Annotated in this window: 22 protein-coding genes, 1 tRNA gene and 1 pseudogene; 11 read left to right on the top strand and 13 right to left on the bottom strand. The window is 65.6% G+C overall.

The features are described 5' to 3' along the window. Positions 1 to 340: 340 nt before the first annotated feature. The 3 genes and pseudogenes from GDN70_RS32605 to GDN70_RS32595 all read right to left on the bottom strand — a co-directional run bounded on the left by GDN70_RS32605 (position 341) and on the right by GDN70_RS32595 (position 2,395). Positions 341 to 689 (bottom strand): annotated as a pseudogene (locus tag GDN70_RS32605) (hypothetical protein). Between the two features lie 117 nt (positions 690 to 806). Next, a complete protein-coding gene (locus GDN70_RS32600) occupies positions 807 to 1,721 on the bottom strand; it encodes an OmpA family protein (protein ID WP_370126370.1) in 915 nt (304 codons plus the stop codon). A 146-nt stretch (positions 1,722 to 1,867) separates the two neighbouring features. Further along, a complete protein-coding gene (locus tag GDN70_RS32595; protein ID WP_152103545.1) occupies positions 1,868 to 2,395 on the bottom strand; it encodes a hypothetical protein in 528 nt (175 codons plus the stop codon). Positions 2,396 to 2,613: 218 nt separating this feature from the next. Between GDN70_RS32595 and GDN70_RS32590 the strand changes: the two genes are divergently transcribed. Continuing rightward, entirely contained in the window at positions 2,614 to 3,420 is an 807-nt protein-coding gene (locus GDN70_RS32590) for a lytic transglycosylase domain-containing protein (protein ID WP_152103544.1), read from the top strand. A gap of 213 nt (positions 3,421 to 3,633) precedes the next feature. On the opposite strand, the gene GDN70_RS32585 is transcribed toward GDN70_RS32590, so the two are convergent. Further along, complete coding sequence (locus GDN70_RS32585; RefSeq protein ID WP_038971081.1) at positions 3,634 to 4,464, bottom strand: SDR family oxidoreductase; 831 nt, start codon at positions 4,462 to 4,464, stop codon at positions 3,634 to 3,636. A 121-nt stretch (positions 4,465 to 4,585) separates the two neighbouring features. On the opposite strand from GDN70_RS32585, the gene GDN70_RS32580 reads away from it, so the two are divergent. The 4 genes from GDN70_RS32580 (at position 4,586) to GDN70_RS32565 (ending at position 8,309) form a co-directional block, all read left to right on the top strand. After that, positions 4,586 to 4,960, top strand: a complete 375-nt coding sequence (locus GDN70_RS32580; RefSeq protein ID WP_028140464.1) for a response regulator — start codon at positions 4,586 to 4,588, stop codon at positions 4,958 to 4,960. 243 nt (positions 4,961 to 5,203) lie between these two features. Next, the gene (locus tag GDN70_RS32575; RefSeq protein ID WP_038971080.1) at positions 5,204 to 5,815 is read left to right on the top strand and encodes a LysE family translocator; all 612 of its coding nucleotides are present in this window, start codon (positions 5,204 to 5,206) and stop codon (positions 5,813 to 5,815) included. Positions 5,816 to 6,437: 622 nt separating this feature from the next. Continuing rightward, positions 6,438 to 7,649, top strand: coding sequence for a GGDEF domain-containing protein (locus GDN70_RS32570; protein ID WP_173015972.1), 1,212 nt, complete (start codon positions 6,438 to 6,440; stop codon positions 7,647 to 7,649). 33 nt (positions 7,650 to 7,682) lie between these two features. Then, positions 7,683 to 8,309, top strand: a complete 627-nt coding sequence (locus tag GDN70_RS32565; protein WP_038948170.1) for an N-acetylmuramoyl-L-alanine amidase — start codon at positions 7,683 to 7,685, stop codon at positions 8,307 to 8,309. Between the two features lie 8 nt (positions 8,310 to 8,317). Here GDN70_RS32565 and GDN70_RS32560 read toward each other — a convergent pair whose 3' ends face one another. From GDN70_RS32560 to GDN70_RS32550, 3 genes are all read right to left on the bottom strand, one after another. Continuing rightward, the gene (locus tag GDN70_RS32560; RefSeq protein ID WP_038948171.1) at positions 8,318 to 8,659 is read right to left on the bottom strand and encodes a hypothetical protein; all 342 of its coding nucleotides are present in this window, start codon (positions 8,657 to 8,659) and stop codon (positions 8,318 to 8,320) included. A 183-nt stretch (positions 8,660 to 8,842) separates the two neighbouring features. Continuing rightward, the gene (rpoH, locus tag GDN70_RS32555) at positions 8,843 to 9,742 is read right to left on the bottom strand and encodes an RNA polymerase sigma factor RpoH (RefSeq protein WP_018318222.1); all 900 of its coding nucleotides are present in this window, start codon (positions 9,740 to 9,742) and stop codon (positions 8,843 to 8,845) included. A 217-nt stretch (positions 9,743 to 9,959) separates the two neighbouring features. Further along, positions 9,960 to 10,967, bottom strand: coding sequence for an RluA family pseudouridine synthase (locus GDN70_RS32550; protein WP_038948174.1), 1,008 nt, complete (start codon positions 10,965 to 10,967; stop codon positions 9,960 to 9,962). On the opposite strand from GDN70_RS32550, the gene GDN70_RS32545 reads away from it, so the two are divergent. After that, positions 10,966 to 11,310, top strand: coding sequence for a hypothetical protein (locus tag GDN70_RS32545; RefSeq protein ID WP_038948175.1), 345 nt, complete (start codon positions 10,966 to 10,968; stop codon positions 11,308 to 11,310). The two genes, GDN70_RS32550 and GDN70_RS32545, sit on opposite strands and share 2 nt — an antisense overlap. Positions 11,311 to 11,367: 57 nt before the next feature. Next, a tRNA-Glu gene (locus tag GDN70_RS32540) sits at positions 11,368 to 11,442 on the top strand. 316 nt (positions 11,443 to 11,758) lie between these two features. Here GDN70_RS32540 and GDN70_RS32535 read toward each other — a convergent pair. The 3 genes from GDN70_RS32535 to GDN70_RS32525 form a co-directional block, all read right to left on the bottom strand. Continuing rightward, positions 11,759 to 12,178 (bottom strand): CBS domain-containing protein, encoded by a 420-nt coding sequence (locus tag GDN70_RS32535; protein WP_038948176.1) that lies wholly within the window; start codon positions 12,176 to 12,178, stop codon positions 11,759 to 11,761. Positions 12,179 to 12,357: 179 nt separating this feature from the next. Next, the gene (locus GDN70_RS32530) at positions 12,358 to 12,828 is read right to left on the bottom strand and encodes an aminoacyl-tRNA deacylase (protein ID WP_038971078.1); all 471 of its coding nucleotides are present in this window, start codon (positions 12,826 to 12,828) and stop codon (positions 12,358 to 12,360) included. 248 nt (positions 12,829 to 13,076) lie between these two features. Next, positions 13,077 to 14,030, bottom strand: a complete 954-nt coding sequence (locus GDN70_RS32525; protein WP_173015919.1) for an alpha/beta hydrolase — start codon at positions 14,028 to 14,030, stop codon at positions 13,077 to 13,079. Positions 14,031 to 15,023: 993 nt separating this feature from the next. Between GDN70_RS32525 and GDN70_RS32520 the strand changes: the two genes are divergently transcribed. Together GDN70_RS32520 and GDN70_RS32515 are read left to right on the top strand one after the other, a co-directional pair. Continuing rightward, positions 15,024 to 16,514: an amidohydrolase family protein gene (locus tag GDN70_RS32520; protein ID WP_152103541.1), complete on the top strand. Its 1,491-nt coding sequence runs from the start codon at positions 15,024 to 15,026 to the stop codon at positions 16,512 to 16,514. A gap of 3 nt (positions 16,515 to 16,517) precedes the next feature. Further along, complete coding sequence (locus tag GDN70_RS32515) at positions 16,518 to 17,444, top strand: GTP-binding protein (protein WP_038971075.1); 927 nt, start codon at positions 16,518 to 16,520, stop codon at positions 17,442 to 17,444. 19 nt (positions 17,445 to 17,463) lie between these two features. Here GDN70_RS32515 and GDN70_RS32510 read toward each other — a convergent pair whose 3' ends face one another. Continuing rightward, a complete protein-coding gene (locus GDN70_RS32510) occupies positions 17,464 to 17,841 on the bottom strand; it encodes a tautomerase family protein (RefSeq protein WP_152103540.1) in 378 nt (125 codons plus the stop codon). Between the two features lie 160 nt (positions 17,842 to 18,001). On the opposite strand from GDN70_RS32510, the gene GDN70_RS32505 reads away from it, so the two are divergent. After that, a complete protein-coding gene (locus GDN70_RS32505; RefSeq protein ID WP_152103539.1) occupies positions 18,002 to 18,601 on the top strand; it encodes a TetR/AcrR family transcriptional regulator in 600 nt (199 codons plus the stop codon). 3 nt (positions 18,602 to 18,604) lie between these two features. On the opposite strand, the gene GDN70_RS32500 is transcribed toward GDN70_RS32505, so the two are convergent. Together GDN70_RS32500 and GDN70_RS32495 are read right to left on the bottom strand one after the other, a co-directional pair. Next, positions 18,605 to 19,078 carry a hypothetical protein gene (locus tag GDN70_RS32500; protein ID WP_038971072.1) on the bottom strand — a complete coding sequence of 158 codons (474 nt, stop codon included), beginning with the start codon at positions 19,076 to 19,078 and terminating at the stop codon, positions 18,605 to 18,607. Positions 19,079 to 19,089: 11 nt separating this feature from the next. Further along, a complete protein-coding gene (locus GDN70_RS32495; RefSeq protein WP_038971071.1) occupies positions 19,090 to 19,590 on the bottom strand; it encodes a hypothetical protein in 501 nt (166 codons plus the stop codon). A gap of 286 nt (positions 19,591 to 19,876) precedes the next feature. Here GDN70_RS32495 and GDN70_RS32490 point away from each other — a divergent pair, with 286 nt between their 5' ends. Next, entirely contained in the window at positions 19,877 to 21,559 is a 1,683-nt protein-coding gene (locus GDN70_RS32490) for a methyl-accepting chemotaxis protein (protein WP_152103538.1), read from the top strand. Positions 21,560 to 21,687: the final 128 nt, after the last annotated feature.

Genomic DNA, 21,687 nt, shown 5'->3' with positions numbered 1-21,687 from the left:
CCGCCGTCTATTTCTGGTCTTCAGTGTCGCCCGGGGCTGGCGGGGCGACAACCTAAAATAGAAGGCTATAGAAAGTGCCCTGCGATGGCAAGGCAAATCGTGGCGGCGTCGATGTCGCAGCCAGCGGATCAGATATGCGGTGGTTGCGACGTGTGATTACCATCCACGTCGAAGCAATTGTTTAGAACGTCAAATCAATTTGTTCATCTTGCCGGCTTCGCGATGCAACGCGCGTGCCGTGCTGTGTCGGAAGGCGCGCCAACCTGCACCTCTTCCCGCCTGCGTGCAGACAGTGTGATCCCGATCCGCAATAGCGGGTTCCATCGTCGCCGCTCATGTCTCAATGCGTGCGCGTGCGCCGCGCCGTCTCCTGCACCGCGAGCCGCGAGCCGCGATCCGTGTCCGCCGCCCTTGCCGCTGTGCTCTTTAAGTCCCTGCGCCATGATCGCGCTGCCCATCGCAGCCGAGCCGAAGGTGATGAGGAAGGATGCCAGCAGCAGCGCGAGCGCGATGCCGGGCGAACTGTCGGCGAAGATCAGCTCGCGCAGATGTCCGGGGTTGAGCCAGAGCAGGCCGCCGACGAGCAGCGCCGCGGCGCAGGCGCCGATCGCGAGGTTGATGGCGAGCAGGCGGAACAAGGGGATGCGCAGGAGCGAGGGGCGGGCCGGCTTGTTCTGATGGTCGGGCATCGCTGGTTGCCTCAGACTTTGTCGCGCCCGGGAATGACGAGAGAGAGAAGTCTGCGGCATCCATCTCACGCCGTCCGCGCCGCGATGTTGACCCGCATCAAACTCCCGCGCGACGTTTCACGGCGCCACCAGCTCCACGCGCCGGTTGAGCGCGCGGCCGGCGTCCGTCGCGTTCGGGCCGACCGGCGCCAGCAATCCGACGCCGGCGGTGCGCAGGCGTGTCGGCACGATCCGAAAGCTCTTCACGAGCTCGGCGGCCACCGCCTCCGCGCGACGCTTGGAGAGGTCGAGATTGTACTCATAGGCGCCCTGGCTGTCGGTGTGGCCGACGATGAAGACGTTCAGTTGCGGCTGGCTCGCGAGCAGCCTGGCGATCTGCTCCAGCGTCGGCCGGCTTTCCGGTTTCAGCACCGCCTTGTCGGTGTCGAAATAGATGCCGTAGAGCGCGATGTGGCCGGTCTCGCCAAGACCCTTCGCCATCGCGGCGGCGTCGACCATCTTGTTCGCGATGGCCCCGAGCTCGGCGATCGTGACCTGCGCGGTGATGTCCTGGTTGTTCTGGCTGACGATGACGCTGGCATAAATCTCGCGCCCGCCTTCGGCCTTGCGGCCGGCAAAATAGCGGTAGTTGAAACCGTCGACCCACATCTGCGGCACCGGCAGCGTGTCGATGCTTTCGGTGAAGGGGATGGCGCCGCAGGCGTCGGTGTCGCAGGCCAGCAAGGTCTCGAAGCCGGCCTTGGCAAGCTGCGTCTCGAAATTGCGCGACACCTCCAGGATCGAGGGCCCGGGATTGGTGCGATAGGCGATGCGGATGATGCGGCCCTCGAGCCGCCGCGCGTCGGTCGGCTGGCCGTCCCTGAAGCTTGCGGCCTGCATCCGTGCCGCGTCAAAATCCTTCACCACATAGCCGGTGACGACGCTGCCGGCGAACCGGCCGATGCCGGGATAGTCGCGCGCGCCCGCCACGTCGCGCGTCTGCGCGGAGGCGGGGATTGCGTGCAGGACGAGCAGGGCGGCAAGGACGAGCATTCCCGGGATGTTCTGCGGCGCGGACATCGGCACTCTCTGTCGGTTGCGGGGGACGGGACGCAAGACGTTAGTCTCGCGCGCCGTCCTGCCGGTTCTAACCGACGAACCAATCCCGGTTCGATTGTCCCGGAAAGCGCGCAGCCGCCTCAGGCCGCAGGCGTGGCCCGGCCGACGGCCCCACGCTCCTGCGCCGCCTGCTGCCGTTCCATCATGGTCTGCCAGAGCGTTGCGATGCTCGCTTGCGTCTGCGGCGCGATCAGGCAGTGGCCTTCATTGTCGAAGCCGCAGAACCGCACCGAGGGGTCCTTCTTCACCTCGATCAGCGCCTGGTTGATCATCTCCAGGCACGTCATGACCCCGCCGATGTCGGGCAGGCGGGTGTGATGCAGGATGTCCATCAGGCGGAAGGTCATCACCGCGGGCTGGCCGAAGCTGATGCCGGGACGGCCGAGCTCGAGCAGCACGTTCACGGCCGGAAGCACGCCCCTGATGTGCTCGAGCACGCCGGCGACGTCCTCCACGCTGCAGGCGACGAGATGGGAGGCCTGGGGCGGGATCGTCACGGGCGCGCGCGGCGCAAGGCCGAGCGAGGTGATGACCTCCTGTTCGATCCATTGCCGCACCGCTGCGGGGGCATTGCGGATCTGCTCGGCGGTCAAGGTAATTCCGGTCATGGACGCTTCTCCTGGGCGACTCTCCTGTTCGCTGCAATCTAGGAAGCGGGACGTGAGACAGTTTGATGCGGATCAAGCCTTCCGATTCAAGCCTTGCGCCTTCAAGCCTTGCGCTTTCAAGTCTTGCGCTTTCAAGCCTTGCGCTTTGACGCTCGCGTCTTTCCCGGGCATGATCCGCACGCTGCTTCGCAGCTAGGATTTTCAGGGGATTGCTCCACATGCTGAGACTGCTTCTTGCCGCCGCGTCCGTCCTTTGTCTGGCCGGCGGATCGGCGCAGGCCGCGCGCTGCGGCGGCGACTTCAACAGCTTCGTCGCCAGCATGGCCCAGGAAGCGCAAGCGGCCGGCGTCTCGGCAAGCGTAACCAGCGCGGCGCTCAGCGGCGTCACTCCTGATGGCGCGGTGCTCGCCTTCGACCGGCGCCAGCGCCACACCTTCAACAAGAGCTTTGAGCAGTACGTCTCGACCCGCGTCGGCCCCGGCCGCATCAATGGCGGCCGCGCGCTGCTACAGCGCCACGCCGCGCTGCTCTCGCGCATCGAGCAGCAGTTCGGCGTGCCACGTTATATCCTGGTCGCGATCTGGGGCTTGGAGAGCGATTTCGGCAAGGGCGACATCGGCAAGATGCCGGTGGTGCGTACGCTGGCGACGCTCGCGCATGATTGCCGCCGCACCGATCTGTTCCAGGGCGAGCTGCTCGCTGCGCTGAAGATCGTGCAGCGCGGCGACCTGCCGCTGCACGACCTCATCGGCGCCTTTGCCGGCGAGATCGGACAGACCCAGTTCCTGCCGTCGTCCTACATCAAATACGGCGTCGATTTCGACGGCGACGGCCATGTCGATCTCCGCCACAGCGTCCCCGACGTGCTCGCCTCGACCGCAAACCTGCTCCACACCAGCGGCTTCAAGATGGGCCAGCCCTACGGCGAAGGCACCGCCAATTTCGAAGCGATGCGCGAGTGGAACAGGGCGGTGGTGTATCGCAAGACGATCGGGTATTTCGCCGATCGGCTCGCGGGGCAGTGACCACATACTCAGTCTCGTAGGGTGGGCAAAGGCGCAACGCGCCGTGCCCACCATTTCCATCCGTCGTCGGAAGTCGTGGGCACGCTCCGCTTTGCCCACCCTACGACGGCGCAGCTTGTCGTTTGTAGGATGGGTAGAGCGCAGCGAACCCCATCGCGTACTCTCTTTGCGGAAACATGATGGGTTTCGCTGCGCTCTACCCATCCTACGAATTCACGTCCCCTTCGCCATTTTCTCCAGCCGCCGCTGCAGCGGCGCCCAATACGTTGCCGGGCGGAAGCGCTGCAAAAGGTCCATGAAGCGGGCGTCGTTGCCGATCAGGATGCGGGGTTCGTTCTTCTCGACACCCCTGATGATGCGCAGCGCGGCGTCTTTCGGCGTGGTCCTTGCCGCGGTCTCGAACCGCTCGATTGATTGCGCGCGGCGGGAATTGTCGGTGACGCCGACCCCGGTGCGGGAGTTGCGCGCGATGGCGGTGGCGACGCCGCCGGGATGCACGACCGACAGCCTGACCGGGCTGCCCGCCACCGCGAGCTCATGCCGCACGCTCTCGGAGAAGCCGCGCACCGCGAACTTCGCCGCCGCATAGGCCGATTGCCCCGGCGGCGCGATGATGCCGAAGATCGAGGAGAGGTTGACGATATGCGCCTCGGGCCTCGTCTTCAGATGCGGCAGGAAGGCGCGCGTGCCGCGCACCACGCCCCAGAAATTGATGTCGAACAGCCAGTCCATCTGCGCCTGGTCGATCTCCTCGAACGAGCCCATCAGCGCGACGCCGGCATTGTTGACGACGATGCCGAGCGCGGGATGCGCGGAGATCGCCTCGTTTGCGAACTGCGCGATGTCGTCGGGTTCGCCGACGTCGATGCGGTGCACGCTGACTTTGCGTCCCGCACCGATCTCGGCCGCGAGCGTCTTCAGCCCGGCCTCGTCACGGTCGGCCAGCGCGAGATCGCAGCCGCGCTGCGCAAGCTCGATCGCCAGCGCCCGGCCGATGCCGCTGGCGGCTCCCGTGATGGCGGCGGCGCCGCGAATCGCTGTCATGATGTTCCCCGTCAAGCCCCTGATGCGGGAACTATGCTTTACACTTTTTCAGAATGGAACCGAACCGCAGCCGAGTTGGCTCCTTAACTTACGTTACGCGAGCAAGCATTGGGAGACGCCGATGGGACAAGCACAACCATTTCGCGCGACTGCGCTGATCGTCGAGGACGACGTCATGCAGCGGGAGATGCTCAGCCTGCTGCTGGAGGAGAGCGGCTACCAGGTCATCCAGTGCGAAAGCGCCGAAGCCGCCGAGCGCGTCCTCGACAAGAGCGCCGGCGCGCTCTGCCTGATGATGACCGACGTCCAGCTCGCGGGGCGCATGACCGGCGTCGAACTCGCGCACGTCGCCAAGGACCGCAATCCCAAGCTCGACGTCGTCGTCACCTCCGGCCGTCCGTTGAGGCAGCCCTTGCCCGACGGCGCAAAGTTCTGGGCCAAACCCTGGGCGCCACTCGACGTGCTGCGCGAAGCCGAGCTCGCGCAACTGGCTTGAGCGAAGGTTTCACTATCAAATCCGTCATCCTGAGGCGCGAGTGATGGGGCGCTCGGCGCCCCACCGGGAGCCTCGAAGGATGCACGGCCGAGATGCAGCCGGGCCGTCGCCCTTCGAGGCTGGCCGAAGAGGCGAGCACCTCCAGCGACAACGGCTCCGCCGTTGCGCGGGGGTGACGGAATGAGAACCTGAAGGCCCAAGGTCTGACTTTCCCGCCGTGATGCCGGGTGATAGCGTCGGCCCATGTCCTGGTCCTTCCTGCTCACCTCGCTCATCGTCGTCGCTTCCCCCGGCACCGGCGTGCTCTACACGCTGGCTGCGGCGCTGACGCGCGGCTCGCGCGCCAGCCTCGCCGCCGCCTTCGGCTGCACGCTCGGGATCGTGCCGCACATGATGGCGGCGATGCTCGGGCTCGCCGCCGTGCTCCACACCAGCGCGCTCGCCTTTGCCGCGCTGAAATGGGGCGGGGTGCTTTATCTGCTCTACATGTCCTGGCAGGCGCTGCGCGAACAAGGTGCGCTGGCGGTCGAGGGCGAGATCCGCGAGCGTTCGGTCGGCCGTGTGATCGTCACCGGCTTTCTCATCAACATCCTCAATCCGAAGCTGTCGATCTTCTTCCTCGCCTTCCTGCCGCAGTTCATCACCGCGGACGAAGCCCATGTGCTGGCGCGCATGCTGGAGTTGAGCGGCGCCTTCATGGCGATGACCCTTGCGGTGTTCGTGGTCTACGGCCTCTGCGCCGCCTCGGTGCGCGAGCACGTCATCTCCCGCCCGCGCATCATGGCCTGGCTGCGCCGCAGCTTCGCCGCCGGTTTCGCCGCACTCGGCGCCAAGCTGGCCTTCGCGGAGAGGTAACTTCTTTCCCTCTCGAAGGTGCGGGAGCGTCCGCGTCTCCAACACTCAGCCAATAAAAAAGCGGGCCTCGCGCCCGCCGCCTTCAAACTCTCTACCCGAAGCCCGGGCGGAGCGAGGCTCCACCCGGGCAAAGAAACAGAAGCCTCGTTACTTCTTCTTCGCCTTCTTGGCCTTCTTGGCCTTCTTCTTCGTCGCCTTCTTCGCTTTCTTAGCCATAGGATCCTCTTAAGGGTTAATGGTGGAACGCGACACGAGGGATGCTCGGCGGAGGGCCAGCCTCGCAACATCCTCGACGACAAACTCAGCAGATTCGCGGGTCTCTGCCCCGCGCTGTCACATCCGTGTCATCGCGTTATCCACAGCTCAGATGCATTTTCGGGTGATTTTGGTGCGCGAATCCGCATCGCGGCGTCGAAGCAGCGTCGCCGCCGACATCCCTAACGATCCGACAACGCAAGCGGCGCCGTTCATGAATCCAAAACCAAAGGCGCGTTTTGCCGGATCGCGGTGAGACTCCATTAAGCGCGAGCGCCGCATTCTTCTCCGCAAGAAAACGGGGATGGGTCATGGACGGACGGCTGCCAGGGACGGGGGGCGCGACGCTGCGCATGCCGCACGCGTCATGCTGAACGTACCGACGCTCTGGACCGTCTTCGTCGTCAACTTCCTGGCGCTCGGCGTGATCTGGGCCTACGTGACGCGCTCCTATCCGAAATTCGCCGCCGCGCGGTTCTGGATGGCATCGTCCTTCGTCGGCGCGATCGGGGCGATGACGGCCCTGGTCCGCCTGTTCGTCGCCTCTCCCCTCCCGCTTCTGCTCGGCGCAGCCGGCGTCATCGCCGCGAGCTGCCTCGCCGCGATGGGCATAGAGCGCTTCTATGGCCGGCCGGTCTCTTGGCGCCTCATGACGGCTACGGGAGGCCCGAGCCTTGCCGGCGTCGTGGTCTTCATGGTCGGCTTCGAGCACATGCAACTGCGCATGCTCAGCTACACGCTCGGTCAGGCCCTGCCGCTGGTGCTGGCGCTGCGTCTGCTGCTGTCGCCGCCGGAAGGGCGCGTCAGCCCGGGCGCGCGGCTGTCCGGCATCGTCATCCTCACCATCATCGCGATCCTCATTGCCCGCACGATCGGCAATCTGCTCGGACACGATCTGTCGGCGAAGGCCGGCGGCCAGACCCATGCCGTCATGGTGCTGGGGCTGCTGTTCCTGTCGATGACGCTCAATTTCGGCTTCCTGCTGATGGCGATGGACCGGCTGCGCGGCGAGGTCGCCGATCTCGCGCTGCTCGACGATCTCACCGGCGTCGCCAACCGGCGGCATCTGCTGCAGCGCCTGACCGAGGAATGCGCCCGCTCGGAGCGTAGCGGCGCGCCGTTCTCGCTGCTGGTGATCGATCTCGACGGCTTCAAGACCATCAACGACACCCACGGCCATGCCGCCGGCGATGCCTGCCTGCAGCACTTCACACTGATGGCGCAGACGCGGCTCCGGCCCGGCGACATGCTGGCCCGCACCGGCGGCGACGAGTTCTGCGTCGTGCTGCCGTCCTCGTCCTTGCGCGAGGCCGCCGCGATCGCCCGCCGCGTGCTCGAGGTCTGCCGTCAGGATGCCGAGGCCTGCACCGGCAGCGAGATCCCGATCGCGATCTCGATCGGCGTCGCGCAGTGGGATCGCGGCGTCGGCGAATTCCCGGATCGCCTGATGGCCAATGCCGACCACGCCCTCTATGCCGCCAAGAAGAACGGCAAGAACGATTTTGCCGTCTACGATCCGTCGCCGCCGCTCTCGCCTGAGCCGATCGGCCGGGGCGAGGCCGCGCGCCATTTCGCCTGAGGCCATGCTAGGTTTGGTCTCTGTTGGACCTGCATGATGATCGCTCGCCTGCTCGCGGCCGCCCTGGCCGTTTTCTTTCTGACCGCCCCCGCCGCTGCCGTGGATGCTGAGCTCGCAAAGCTCGCCCGCGCCTCCGGCACGCCCGACATTCCCGGCCTGAAGATAGTCTGGCTGGCGCCATGGGGTGACGTCCGGAGCGCAAGACCCTGGCGCAACATCATCGTGCACCAGACCGAAGGGCCGGCGGGCTCGGCGCGCGGCGGCGCGCAAGCGCAAGCGAAGACCCCGACGCGGCGCGGCGTCACCGTGTGGGTCGAGACCGACGGCACGGTGTATTGGGCGGTCGCGGAAAACCTGGTGCCGACCCATGGCGACGGCGCCAACCGCAACGACAACAAGTTCATCGACAACCGCGCGACCTATCGCCAGGTCGTGCGCGACAATTCGATCGGCGTCGAGTTCGCCGGCAATTATCCTGATGTCGCGGCCGGCCCCACCGAGGCGCAGGTCGCTGCGTGGCAGATCCTCGTGAAGGTGCTGCGCTCGCGCTACGACATCCCGCTCGAACGCGTCTATGCCCACAACTGGATCGACTACAAGGACGCGCGCTATTGCGAAGGCTGCTGGCTCGCGACCCTGGCGAGGATGTGGGGGGAGTGACGGAGGCGTCACACCGCCTGCGCCATCCAGCCGAAGAACCGTCGCATCAATCCCGGCCGCTCCGGCAATTCGGGCGGTCCATCTGCCGCCAGCACGCGTTTGAAGAAGTAATCCAAAAACACCATGTCGTTCGGCTCGGTGACGGTGAAATTCTCCTCGCCGAAGAACACGCTGTAACTGAAGAAGAACGGACCCATGAGCGGGATGGTCGCTGTGCCCGCATAATCCTTCGATATCACGAACTCGGACGGCTCCAGCCCGCGCTCGCGCATCGCCTGCTCGACCAGCGGCAGCTTGCGCATGAACTGGGCTGAGAAGCCGCCGACGGTGGATTGCAGGATGATCGACATGGTGTTCGTCCAATCGATGCTGTCGGTCCGATCATTCTGGGTCGGATGACCGGCGAGGCCGGTTCAAGATGACTGGCCCCGCGCCTCCGCGAACATGCTGGACATCACACGCAAAAAAGCCGGCGTTGCCGCCGGCTTTTTCTCTTTTCGATCCGCCAATTTCTCGCCGCGGCGAAGCCCCGCTTAGTGCGCGGCTTCCAGCGCGGCCTGTTCGGCCCTTGCGATCGTGCCCTTGACCGCGGACTGCACCTTCTCGAAGGCGCGGACCTCGATCTGGCGGACGCGCTCGCGCGACACGCCGAACTCGGCAGCGAGGTCTTCCAGCGTCATCGGCTCATCGGCGAGGCGGCGAGCCTCGAAGATGCGACGTTCGCGCGGGTTGAGCACGCCCATGGCGCCGTTCAGCGCGTCACGGCGTTCGTCGTACTCCTCGTGCTCGGCCAGCATGGCTTCCTGGTTGGGCGTATTGTCGACCAGCCAGTCCTGCCATTCGCCGGCTTCGCCGTCGTCGCGGATCGGCGCGTTGAGCGACGCGTCGCCACCGAGGCGGCGGTTCATGTCGATCACGTCCTGGTCCGTGACGCCGAGGCGCTTGGCAATGATCTTCACCTGGTCGGGGCGCAGATCGCCCTCGTCCAGCGCGTTGATCTTGCTCTTCGCCTTGCGCAGGTTGAAGAACAGCTTCTTCTGGTTCGCGGTGGTGCCCATCTTCACGAGCGACCAGGAACGCAGAATGTACTCTTGAATCGACGCCTTGATCCACCACATGGCGTAGGTGGCGAGACGGAACCCCTTCTCGGGTTCGAAACGTTTCACCGCCTGCATCAGGCCGACATTGCCTTCCGAGACGACCTCGGAGATCGGCAGGCCGTAGCCGCGATAGCCCATGGCGATCTTGGCCACGAGCCGGAGATGGCTGGTGACGAGTTGGTGCGCCGCGTCGCGATCGTCATGCTCGCGCCAACGCTTGGCGAGCATGTATTCCTGCTGGGGTTCCAGCATCGGGAACTTGCGGATCTCGGCGAGGTAACGGGAAAGGCCGGATTCTCCATTGAGGACCGGCAAAGCAGCGGTACGGGCCATACTGAAGCCCTCCAAAGGTTCAGGCCCCCGATAGCGGCGGGCCAGGCAGACGACCGCTGTGTTAAAGCCGGCCGTAGCTGCGATGTTCCGTTGGTCATTTCCAACGCACGCGCAATATACCCCATGGGGGGCCAAAAAGGGAAGGATTGCTGACGTCACGACCCCGTGTGGCAGCTATAACTTTTTGTAATGTAACGCTTTTCTTAAAGGGCCTGCGTCATACCGCCGCTTTCAGGGAGCCCTGGAGGAGAAGCAAATCCTCCGGCAAAGCCGCCTCCCAGTGGAGTAATTCTCCAGTCCTCGGGTGCTCCAATACCAGCAAATAGGCATGCAGGGCCTGCCGCCCAAGCGCGGTCAGCGCGACCTGCGACTCGGGACCGAGCTGGTTCGCCTTGGTCTTGAAATGCGGGCCATAGACCGCATCGCCCATCAGGGGATGACCGATATGGGCGAGGTGGACGCGGATCTGGTGGGTGCGCCCGGTCTCGAGCTCGCAGGCCAGCAGCGTCGCGATCGGCTTGCCGTCGCGCCCGTTAAAACTCTCCAGGATCTCCCAATGCGTCACCGCCTCGCGGCCGCCCTGGCGCACCGCCATCTTCTCGCGCGCATGCGGATGGCGGTCGATCGGCGCGTCGACGGTGCCGCGATGGCGGCCAGGGACGCCCCAGGCAAAGGCCATGTAGCCGCGGCGCATTGCACCGGTGCGGCCGTGGTCGGCGAATTGCGCGGTCAGCGAGGCGTGGGCGAGGTCGTTCTTGGCGACCACCATCAGCCCCGTCGTGTCCTTGTCGAGCCGGTGCACGATGCCGGGCCGGCGCACCCCGCCGATGCCCGACAGCGAAGAGCCGCAATGGGCGATCAGCGCGTTCACCAGCGTGCCGGTCTCGTGGCCGGCCGCGGGGTGCACGACCAGGCCCTTCGGCTTGTTGATGACGATGATATCGTCGTCCTCGAACACGATATCGAGGGCGATATCCTCCCCCTTCGGCTCCGGTGGGGCCGCTTCCGGCACGTCGATTATGATCGTATCCCCGGATGTGACGTGATAAGCGGGGTCGCGGACCGCGGAGGCCTTCAGGCTCACCGCGCCCGCCAGGATCAGGGCTTTCAGCCTCGATCGCGACAGGTCGGTGAGGTGGGCCGCCAGCACGCGGTCGAGCCGGGTCGAGCCCTCGTTGCCGGCGACGACAACCTCCAACCTTTGCGCAGAGCCAGAATTTTCCATGACGACGACTGATACCGCTGTTCCCGAACCGAGCCCCGAGCAGGCCGCGCTGTTCGCGCGGGTGCGGCGGATGATGCTGATCGCGGGGTTGACCACGGCGCTGGCGATCTGCGCCGTGCTGATCGCGGTGGGCTACCGCCTTTTCAAGTCCGAGGGAAGGGCGGCCGAGGCGCCCAGTGACGTCACCGCCATCCTGCCGAAGGGCGCCAAAATCGTCTCGACCGGCCTCGCCGGCGACCGCCTCGTGGTCACCCTGGATGTGGGGGGCGTGATAGAGATCCGCGCCTTCGACGCCCACACGCTCAAGCCGGCCGGACGACTGAAATTCGCCAATGAGCCGTAAAAGGCTCCTCGGGGTCCTTGCGGCGGACAAATTTCGAGGCTATTGGCTAGCCCTCACGCTCCCTTCGTCTAGCGGTTAGGACGCGGCCCTCTCAAGGCTGAAACAGGGGTTCGATTCCCCTAGGGAGCGCCAAATCCGCGATATTCCTCGACTTTTTGCTGCGCCCCCATCCGACGGCGGCCCTGTCCGCCGCGCGATCTCGCTTGGTCATAGGTTGCGCGCCGCAGCGTCGACGCTGATGCTGATGAAGCGATCGAGTGGACCCGCCCTCACATTCACTCCGGCGCAAAGTAAGCCACATCGCGCCGTCGCTTCCGTGCCGCGCGATGGTTGCATGACGAGCGCACGGCTCGGGCTCCCCTCAACGCCTGTTTGAGTGGCGATCGCGAGAAGAGTCTTGGCCGCAACCCTTGGCCGCAAGTCCTGGCCATAAGTCCTGGCCGCAAGTTCAGTGATGCGCCGAAATGCTCCTGACGGTCTCGGTGAGCATATCACCGGACGTGGAATGGCCGACGTCGCCCAGGCTGATGATGCCGACCATCCGCTTGCTCTTGTTGATCACCGGCAGCCTGCGGACCTGCAGCTTCTCCATGTGATGCATCGCCTTGGCGAGGTCATCGTCCTCGCGGCAGCAATGGATGCCCTCGGTCATCACGTCGCGCGCCGTCGCGCGGCCGGCATCGAAGCTGTGGCTCGCGAGCCCTTTGCAGACGATATCACGGTCGGTCACCATTCCGACCAGCTTGTCATCCTCGCCAATCGGAATGCAGCCGATGTCATGCGCCCGCATCAGTTTGGCAAGCTCGGTGATTGGGGTGTTGGGGCTGACCCAGTCGACACCCTTGTGCATCACGTCTTTGACTTTCATGGCGAGCCTCCGTTCGTGGGTTTCAAGTGCGTTGATGCAATGCAACGGCACCCCCAATCTTCCGAACTCCGACCAGACAAGCGCAGACACTCTCGCCGCCATCCTGCGGAACAGTATGGCGGCGACCTCGCGGCCAGAGTTCCCGCCCAAGATCGCAACGGCAATGGGCGGTCTAATCCTCAGTCATGCGCGCTGAAGCGCCCGTGCGGTGCGTTGGCCGTCAGGCGCGCAAACTGCGCGTGACCCATATGGAGCAGCGTCTCATGATCGCCGGCTTCCATATAGATGTCTGGCTGTGCCTCGATGCTGTCGTCGACGATCATTTCCAATCCGTAGCATTTGCCGACGGCGGGAACCGCACCGTGTGCACAGTCGCTGAACAGCCGATTGACCTCGGTTTCATTGGCCATGTGGACATTGTCGCCGAGGCTTGTCCTCAGGTCCGACAGGCGGAGGTGATGCGATGCGGGCAAGATGGCCAGCACGTATCCGCCGTCGCGCCGCAACACGATGCCCTTGGCGAGGCGATCGCCCGAGATATGGCATGCCTCGGCCGTTCGAGCCGACGTCATGCTGAGTTCGTGCGGGATCACCTCGTACTGGATGTTCTCAGCGGCGAGGTATTTCTGGAGCGTGGGAGCAACGGCCATGGCATCACCTCCGATGCGGAATGCAAACCATCCACCGTGAGGTCGACCTGCAGACTCTCGCCATACGATGGGCGGCTGCCTGACTAGAGACCCAACATAGGTCTTCCATCCGCAAGCTGCAATTCAGCGTTCGCGGTTTTATTCTGCGCGGAGCGCCATCGGTCGAGACTGGCACTCAAAGCCGGCCGTCCTTCGGGCCGCAGCGAGCGTGCGCAGGGGTTTGCGCATGGCTCGGGGCAGCCACTCCGTCACGCCGTCGTGCCGTCGATCGAGCGGCGGATCACCTTCTGCACTTCCGTATTCGACAGGAACAGATCGTGGTTGATGATGCCCCAGCCCTCCTGGGAGGCATCGACCACGCGCACGCCGAGCCGGGCGATGACGGCCTTTTCGGCGGCGCCGACCCTGGTCATTCCACCTGCGATCTGGCCCGACAGCGCGAGTGCGCGGTCGTTCGTCGCGGCGATCACGGTGATCTTGCCGGCCAGCGGGCCGATGCGCTGGATCGCCGACGAGAACACGTCCATGTCGATATCAGGCGCGGCAAACACGACCGCGCCGATCTTGCTCGTAACGGTGTCGCCGTATCGCGCATGGAGCTGACGCAGGCTTTCGAGCGTCAGCATGGTTCCCATGCTGTGGGCGACGATGTGCACGCGGCCGGCGCTTGGCGCCGACACGAGCGCAGAGAGTACGCGTTCGAAATCGTCGCGAGACCACATCGCGCTGTCGCGGTCATAGGCATAGTCGAACAGGCCGGCCTTGGAGGGCCAGGAGAACACCATGGTCCGGCCGCGGAACTTGATCCCGTCGGAGAGATGGGCGCCGTCCAGCACCGCCGTCTCGAATGTCTGCTTGAAGCCGTGCACATAGATCAGCACGTCTCCTGTCCCGGCCTGCGCAGCGAGATCGCCAGCGTCGGCCGGCACCGGTTCGACCCGATCAAGGCGCCAATCGCCAAGTCCAACGGAGGCGAGGGAAAGACGACTCTCGTCCGGCGCCGCCAGCTTGGCCCGCGCGACCGTCATGGCCGTCGCGCGTTCCGGCCCAAACCAGGGTTTGACACGGGCGCCGTTGATGGGTTTGCGCGTGGTGGTGACAAGCACTGTCGGATCGACGGAGAGGGACGAGGCGTCGAAGCGCGCGCCGGTCGCACCCAGGCCGGCGCATCCGCCGAGCGCGAGGGCACTCCCTGCCGACATGAGTCCGCCGAGGAAAGCGCGGCGCGAAACGGAATGCTGGGAGTCGCGTTGCAGAGGACGTCGGACGATCACTGGGAACCTTTGGGAACTTTGCCCACCTCACGCCGCCCCGCCTAGCTCACTGAATGACAATGCAGGCGAGAAGACGGCGGAGCCGCTTCGCGGCCGGTTCAAAGTCATGGCCTTCGAACAGCGGCCGCATCAGCCGATGATGCCGATCGCGTGGAGCGTGCACAATCGCGCAAGGCTTACTCCGTGGCGTTCGCCGCGTAGGCCCGCCCCGTCAAGCGAAACAGGCCAGAGTTCTGTCAACCCCTCCCCGCAAAAATATTCCCCTTTAACGAAATTCGGATTTGTCGTATGTGTCGGCCATCCCAGCCCACCAAAGGGGCGGTCGTACGTCGTTTCGAACGCGGGCGGGGAGTTGCGGTGGACGCGGGCGGCGTTAAAGGCGGAGCTTGCGCGTGCAGGGCGAGAGAACCTCGTGAGCGCGCGTGACCCGCGAAGACGAACGGCGCTCCTGCGTACGGCAAAACCGTGTGGTCCTGGCCGTCGTTGCTACGGTCAAGCCTTTCGCGGAGATGCGAGCGAGCCCAACCGGGCAGACTGCATCATCCAATTCGCGGGGCGAGGGAGGCCAGAAGGAAAGTTCGGCTCCCGGGAGAGCGCGGCATATTGGCCGTCAGACCATCGCGCAGGGAAGGCCTGGTATCGGCTGCCCTGTGTCTCCCCTGTGCATTGCGTGTGCAATCTGTTCAGCACGGGGGCTTTACGGGTGCCAGCCGGCGCCCGGCCTTCCCTGCGCCCTTTCTTTCGAGAGGGTGAGGAGAGCAGCATCACTCGGGCAAAACATGCCGCGAGGACGCGTGCGCGCGTCCGCGGGTTGCCTGCCAGATGACCTTCCGTGCGAGCATGCTGCGTCGGCTTCAGTGGAGGTGGTCGTCGCTTCCGGAATCTGCCTTGATGCGTTTTCGAGGTGGAGGGAGTGACGATATGAGCGGCTTGGTGATCTCTGGCGGCCGGGTGGTGGATCCCGCGACTGGGATGGACGCCGTCGGCGACGTGGCGGTGGTGGACGGCAAGGTCGCCGCGGTCGGCACGGGCCTCGGCAGCGCCGAGCGGGTGATCGACGCGACCGGGCTCGTGGTCGCCCCCGGCTTCATCGACCTGCACGCCCATGGCCAATCCATTCCGGCGGACCGCATGCAGGCGTTCGACGGGGTGACGACGACGCTCGATCTCGAGGCCGGCGTGCTGCCGGTCGGGTCCTGGTATGAGCGCCAGGCGAGAAAAGGCCGCGTGCTGAACTACGGCGCCGCTACCAACTGGGCGTTTGCGCGTATCGGCGCGATGACCGGCTCCAATGCGGAGAGCTCGCTGGAGGCGTTCGGCAACGCCATGCGCGACCGCCGCTGGATGGACAACGTGGCGAGTGATGCGGAAGTCGCCGGCATTCTCGAGCGTCTTTCGCGCGGTCTCGATGAAGGCGGCATCGGCGTCGGCATCCTCAATGCCTACGCGCCGGGCGCCGGCGTGCAGGAGCTGACCGCGGTCTGCCAGCTCGCCGCCGCCAAGGACGTGCCGACCTTCACCCACGTCGCCTTCATGTCGCGCATCGACCCCGAGAGCGCGGTGGAAGCCTATATTCGCCTGATCGGCTATGCCGGCGCCACCGGCGCGCACATGCACATCTGCCATTTCAATTCGTCGAGCAAGACCGACGTCGAGCGTTGCCGCGTGCTGATCGCGAAGGCGCAGGCGCAGGGCCTGCCCATCACGGTCGAAGCCTATCCTTACGGCACCGGTTCGACCGTGCTGGCCGCCGCCTTCTTCAGCGACCCCGAATTCGTCGAACGCAACGGCACCGGCTACGATTCCGTGCAGCGCGTGACCGACGGCTATCGCTTCCATGACCGCGAGGAGCTCTTGAAGGCGCAGGCCGAAGAGCCGTCCTCGCTGGTGCTCTGGCACATCCTCGACATCGATAACAATGCGCATCACCGCGACCTGCTCGACATGTCGGTGCTGTATCCCGGCGGCGCGATCGCGTCCGACGCGATGCCGTGGACGACGTCGGACGGCAAGACCTACACCGGTGATGCCTGGCCGCTGCCTGACGATGCCACCTCGCATCCGCGCTCGGCCGGCTGCTTCACGAAATTCATCCGCGAATGGGTGCGCGAGCGCAAGACCGTGTCGCTGCTCGAAGGCGTGCGCAAATGCGCGCTGATCCCGGCGGAAATCCTGTCGCAGAGCACGCCGGCGATGCGCGCCAAGGGCCGGCTGACGAAGGACGCGGACGCCGACATCGTCGTGTTCGACTACGAGAAGCTCTCGGACCGTGCGACCTTCACGGCGATGAACCGTCCCTCCGAAGGCGTGCGGCATCTCGTGGTCAGCGGCCAGGTGCTGATCAGCGACGGCGTGCTGGATCTGGCGGCGCGGCCGGGTAAGCCGGTGCGCCGCCCCGTCGTCGGGGGCTGACCCATGCCGGTCCCCATTCTCCTGGTGACGGGCTTTCTGGGGGCGGGCAAGACCACGGTCGTGAACCATCTGTTGGCGCATGCGGAGGGACGGCGGATCGCCGCGATCGTCAACGATTTCGGCGCTATCAACATCGATGCGGAACTGATCGCGGGCGCCAGCGACGGCGTTGTCAGCCTCGCCAACGGCTGCATCTGCTGCTCGCTCGAAGGCGATCTCCTGCGCACGCTTTCGACACTGCTGCGGCGAGATCCGAAACCGGACTACATCGTGATCGAGACCAGCGGCGTCGCCGATCCCGCCGACATCGTCCGCAATCTGATGGACCCCGTGATCCTGCGCGAGGCGCCGCTGGAGACGGTGCTGTGCGTGATCGACGCCGCGACACCGCCGGCCGCCCTGGACGATGCCCTCCAGCGCTCGCAATTGCGCGTCGCCGATATCGTGGCGCTGACCAAGCTGGATCTGGCGGAAGAGGGCGCGGGTGCGCGGATGCGTCAGGCCATCCGCGCCTTGCGCCTTCCCGCCGTGGTGGTCGAGGCGCGGCATGGCGAGATTCCGTCCGCGCTGCTGTTCCCCGCGAACGTCGAGCGTCCGCCCGTGGCGCGCGATCCGGGCCCGAAACGACCGGCAGAGGAGCGCTTCGAGACGCTGAGCTGGACCTCGGACCGCGCGATCTCGCTGCCCCGCCTGCAGCAGGCCATCGGCAAGCTGGCGCCAAAACTCGCGCGCGCAAAAGGCCTGTTCGAGACCGTCGAGCAGCCCGGCCGCCTGATGGTGTTTCAATTCGCCGCCGGCCGCGCCACGCTCGCGCCTGGCGAGGCGCCGGCGGCAGGCGTGCCACGGTCGCGGATCGTCTTCATCGCCGAGCTCGGCGTGCTGTCGAAGACCGAGCTCGACGGCATCATGGAGGCGTGCGTTGCCGAATGAAGCTGCAGTCTGTGCCGTCTCACGCGAACTGCGCGATGCCGTTTCCAACCGACCAGTTTTCAGCTGGGGCGTCGAGCACGTTGACGAACACGTCCTCGGGCCGGATGCCCGGGCTTTCGCCGAGAATGTCCGCGATGCGGCGGTACAGCGCTTTCTTCTGCTCGGGAGTGCGCGAGGCGAACACCGTGATCTGGATCAGCACCGCGTCGTCGCTGCGCTCGACGCCGTAGGCGTTGCCGCAGCGGAAATTCGCCGGCTCGTGCTCGCTGATGGTCATGAACTCGTCGCCCTCGGGCACGCTCAGCGCCACGCGCATGGCGCGGTAGAGGCCGTCGAGAATCGCCTGCCGGTAGGCTTGCGGCTTGCCGGCGCGCATCGAGATGTGGAGCAGAGGCATCGCGCGTCCCTTTGCATGCGGGCCCGACCAGCAGGGCGAATGCGTGCGCCGCTGTTCGGCCCAGTGTTGAAACGGGCTATCAATTCCGATTGGTTTTTGACACGATGTCGAGAAAGCATGTTCTTGACGTCGTGTCAAATACTTCCAAAAGGAGCCGAGCTTGCGGCCGCGCGAATTCGATCATGACGAGGTCCTGCGCATCGCGTTCGACCAGTTCTGGCGCAAGGGCGTGCGCGGCACCTCGCTGTCGGACATCGCGCGCGATGCCGGCGTCCAGCGCGGCAGCCTCTACAACGCCTTCGGCAGCAAGGAAGCGCTGTTCCTGCAGGCCTATGAACGCTATGCCGGGGATAATCTCGCAGCGCTGCAGAAGGCGCTCGGGACGGGCTCCTTGCGCAAGCGCCTCACCGCGTTCTTCGAACTGACCATCACCAATTTCCGCTCGGGCACGCCGCCGCGCGGCTGTCCGACCACGCGCGGGCTCATGGAGCTCGGCGCCGCGGAAGGCGAGGGGTTGGACGAAGACGCGCGCCAGGTCTTTGCGGGCCTTATTTCGCGCATCACAGCACTGGTTCAGGACACGTTGTCGGCAGGCGCCGAGCGCGGCGAGTTCAACGGCAATGCCGCGGCCGCGGCGCTGCACATCGTCACCGTGACGCGCGGCCTCGCCGTGCTCGAACGTGCCTTCGGCGACGAGCCGCAGTTGCGCAAGATCGCCGCGCACACCATCGATCTCGTGCTCGGCAGGAAAGGCGGCTAGATGTCAGCACAGAGCAAGCGCGTTGACCGCCCGTGTCGCCGCGGCTTCCTTGCCCGAGCCGACGAACGCGCAGACGATGGATTCGAGCTCGCCCGGCTGCTTGCGGCGCGCGACCGCCAGCAATCGCATCAATTCCGTCTCATCCTTCGACAGCCGACGACAGGACGGCGGCATGAAGCACAGTTCGCATGGGCGGCCGCTGCGCAGGATCCTGACCAGCGCGGCCACGCGCGCAACCAGCAGCGGACTGTCGGCAATATCAGGTGCCTCGTCGGCAAAGCGATAGGCGGCTTCCCAGCAATCGGAGGCGCCGGTGGTGTAGGCTGCTCCGATGAAGCGGAACAGCGACAACGCGACGCGGCAGAAATCATCGTAGCTGTCGACGCAGGGGCGCGCTCCAAGCGCGGCCTGGAGCGGACAGAGCCGCGATTGGCCGGCGTCCGCGACCGGCACCGAGGCGCAAATAGCTGGGGTCATGATCGATCTCGTCAGTGCAATGTCGGGCTTCCGACCAGCCAGCTCTTCATCGCCATGGTCCGGTCATGGTCGAGGGATCGCACCTGCCGGTCGGGCAGGATGAGGCCTGCCATGCGGAAGATCGTGGCGAGGCCCCGCACGGGCGCCAGCGCCCAATCGGCGCCGACCGGCGGCAGCCAGCTCTCGAACCGTTCGCGCACGATGTCGATGCGATCCTGTTGGGCCGCGGCGATGGCCTGCAGAATCGCGCGCTCGCTGCCAGACATGCGCGGACAGGTCGGGCAATGCACTTCGATCGCGGTATGGGCCGTACAGGCGAAGATCTCGATGATGGATTCCAGCGAGAGCACGGCATCGCCCACGCGGAAATGGTCGTACACCTCCTGGACATCGGCTGCGGTCGGAACGGCGCCGCCGCTGCGTGCCTTGGCCCGGAATCCCCAGATGAAGAGCCGTTCCGCCGCACTGAGCGCGGGAAGATCGACAGACCCTGATGATGTCGATTGATGCATGAAACCTCTGGCCCTTGGCTGCGCTCACGCCACAGCTGGCGCTGATTGTCTGCATCGATCGTTCTGCCGGAGCCCTCCCCAAGTCAACGCTCGCAGGGGCGATATCGAGGTCTTCTAGTTTTGAAGAGGTTTATATTCGAAGACGGGCGCGGCGCCGCGAGGGCGCGAAAGCCGTGCGCGGCGGGCCGGGCCTCGGCGGCCGCTTGGGGAACCCGAATGCTTAAAGCTTTGCTAAGAGGATCGGGATAAATTGGCATGTCTGTCCCGCCAAATTTCGTGAGCTCCGATGATTTTCTCCCGCATCAGTTTCAAGCTGGTCCTGATTGTCGGCATCAGCCTTCTCGGCATGATCGCGCTGGCGCCGATCGCGCTGTCGACCCTGCGCACGCAGATGGTCGCCGATCGTCAGGCCAAGACGCAGCAGATGGTCGATGTCGGCTACGGCATCCTCGCCCACTACCAGAAGCTCGAGAGTGACGGGAAACTCCCGCGCGAGCAGGCCCAGGCCGCCGCGATCGCCGAGATCAAGAGCCTGCGCTACGACAAGGTCGAGTATTTCTGGATCAACGACATGGCCCCGAAGATGGTCATGCATCCGATCAAGCCGGAGCTCGACGGCAAGGATCTGTCCGGGATGAAGGATCCCGCCGGCAACGCGCTGTTCATGGGCTTCGTCGACGTCGTCAAGAAGCAGGGCGCGGGCTTCTACGGCTACCTCTGGCCGAAGCCCGGCTTCGACCAGCCGGTCGGGAAAATCTCCTATGTGAAGGGCTTTGCGCCCTGGGGCTGGATCATCGGCACCGGCATCTATCTCGACGATGTCGACGCCGTCTTCCGCCAGGCCGCGACGACGTTCGGCTATGTCTGTCTGGCCGTGCTGGTCCTGGTCCTCGGCGCCTCCTTCCTGATCGGCCGCAGCGTGACCCGGCCACTGGCGAAAATCACCGCGCTGACCGAGCGGCTTGCCGCCGGCGACAGCGCGTTCGAGGTGCCCTATACCGACCGCAACAACGAGGTCGGCGGGCTCGCCAAGGCGCTGGCCGTGTTCAAGGACAATGCGTCGGCCGTCGGGCGGATGCATGCCGAGCAGCAGGAGCTGAAGCAGCGGGCCGACGGCGAGAAGCGCAAGGCGATGACCGATCTCGCCGGCAAGTTCGAGGCGAGCGTTCAGGCCGTCGTCCGCGACGTCTTCAACGAGGCGCGCGCGATGCAGCAGGCAGCCCAGGGCATGTCGGAAACCGCGGACAAGGCGACCGACCGCGCGAGCTTCGTCGCCTCCGCCTGCCAGCAGGCCTCGAGCAACGTGCAGACGGTGGCCTCCGCCGCCGGCCAGCTGTCGTCCTCGATCTCGGAGATCAGCCAGCGCGTCGCACAGGCCGCGACGGTGGCCGACAAGGCCGCCGCCGACGGTCAGCGCACCAACGACACCGTGCAGGGGCTGGCAGCGGCCGCGCACAAGATCGGCGAGGTCATCGACCTCATCAACCAGATCGCCTCGCAGACCAATCTGCTCGCGCTCAACGCCACGATCGAGGCGGCGCGGGCGGGCGAAGCCGGCAAGGGCTTTGCGGTGGTTGCGAGCGAAGTGAAGTCGCTGGCGAGCCAGACGGCAAAAGCGACCGACGAGATCGGCGCTCAGATCACGGCGATCCAGGCCGAGACCAATCAGGTCGTCGGCAACATCGAGAGCATCCGTGCCACCATCATGGAGGTCAACGAGATCTCCTCATCGATCGCTGCCGCGGTCGAGGAGCAGGGCGCCGCGACGCAGGCGATCGCCCACAGCGTGCAGGAGGCGGCCTCCGGCACCGACCAGGTCTCGCAGAACATCTCCGGCGTCAGCGACGCGACCGCGGCGACCGGCCAGGCCGCAGGCCTCGTGCTGCAATCGAGCGGCCGCCTGACGCAGAAGCTGCAATCGCTCGAAAACGAAGTCAGCGCTTTCGTCGCGGGCGTGCGCGCGGCGTAGCGAAACGCGCTGCGAGAAACTTTCTTTTTCCGCGTCGCGGCATCGGCCGCGACGCCGATGCTGTTTTTCTTGACATGACCTCTGCCGTGCTCGACGTGTAGCGATGTCGATTGACGGCACGTGCGTGC

The organism is Bradyrhizobium sp. TM102 (genome assembly GCF_009176685.1).
In the GTDB taxonomy this organism is placed as follows: Bacteria; Pseudomonadota; Alphaproteobacteria; order Rhizobiales; family Xanthobacteraceae; genus Bradyrhizobium; species Bradyrhizobium ottawaense.
This window is presented reverse-complemented; position numbering and strand designations above follow the sequence as displayed.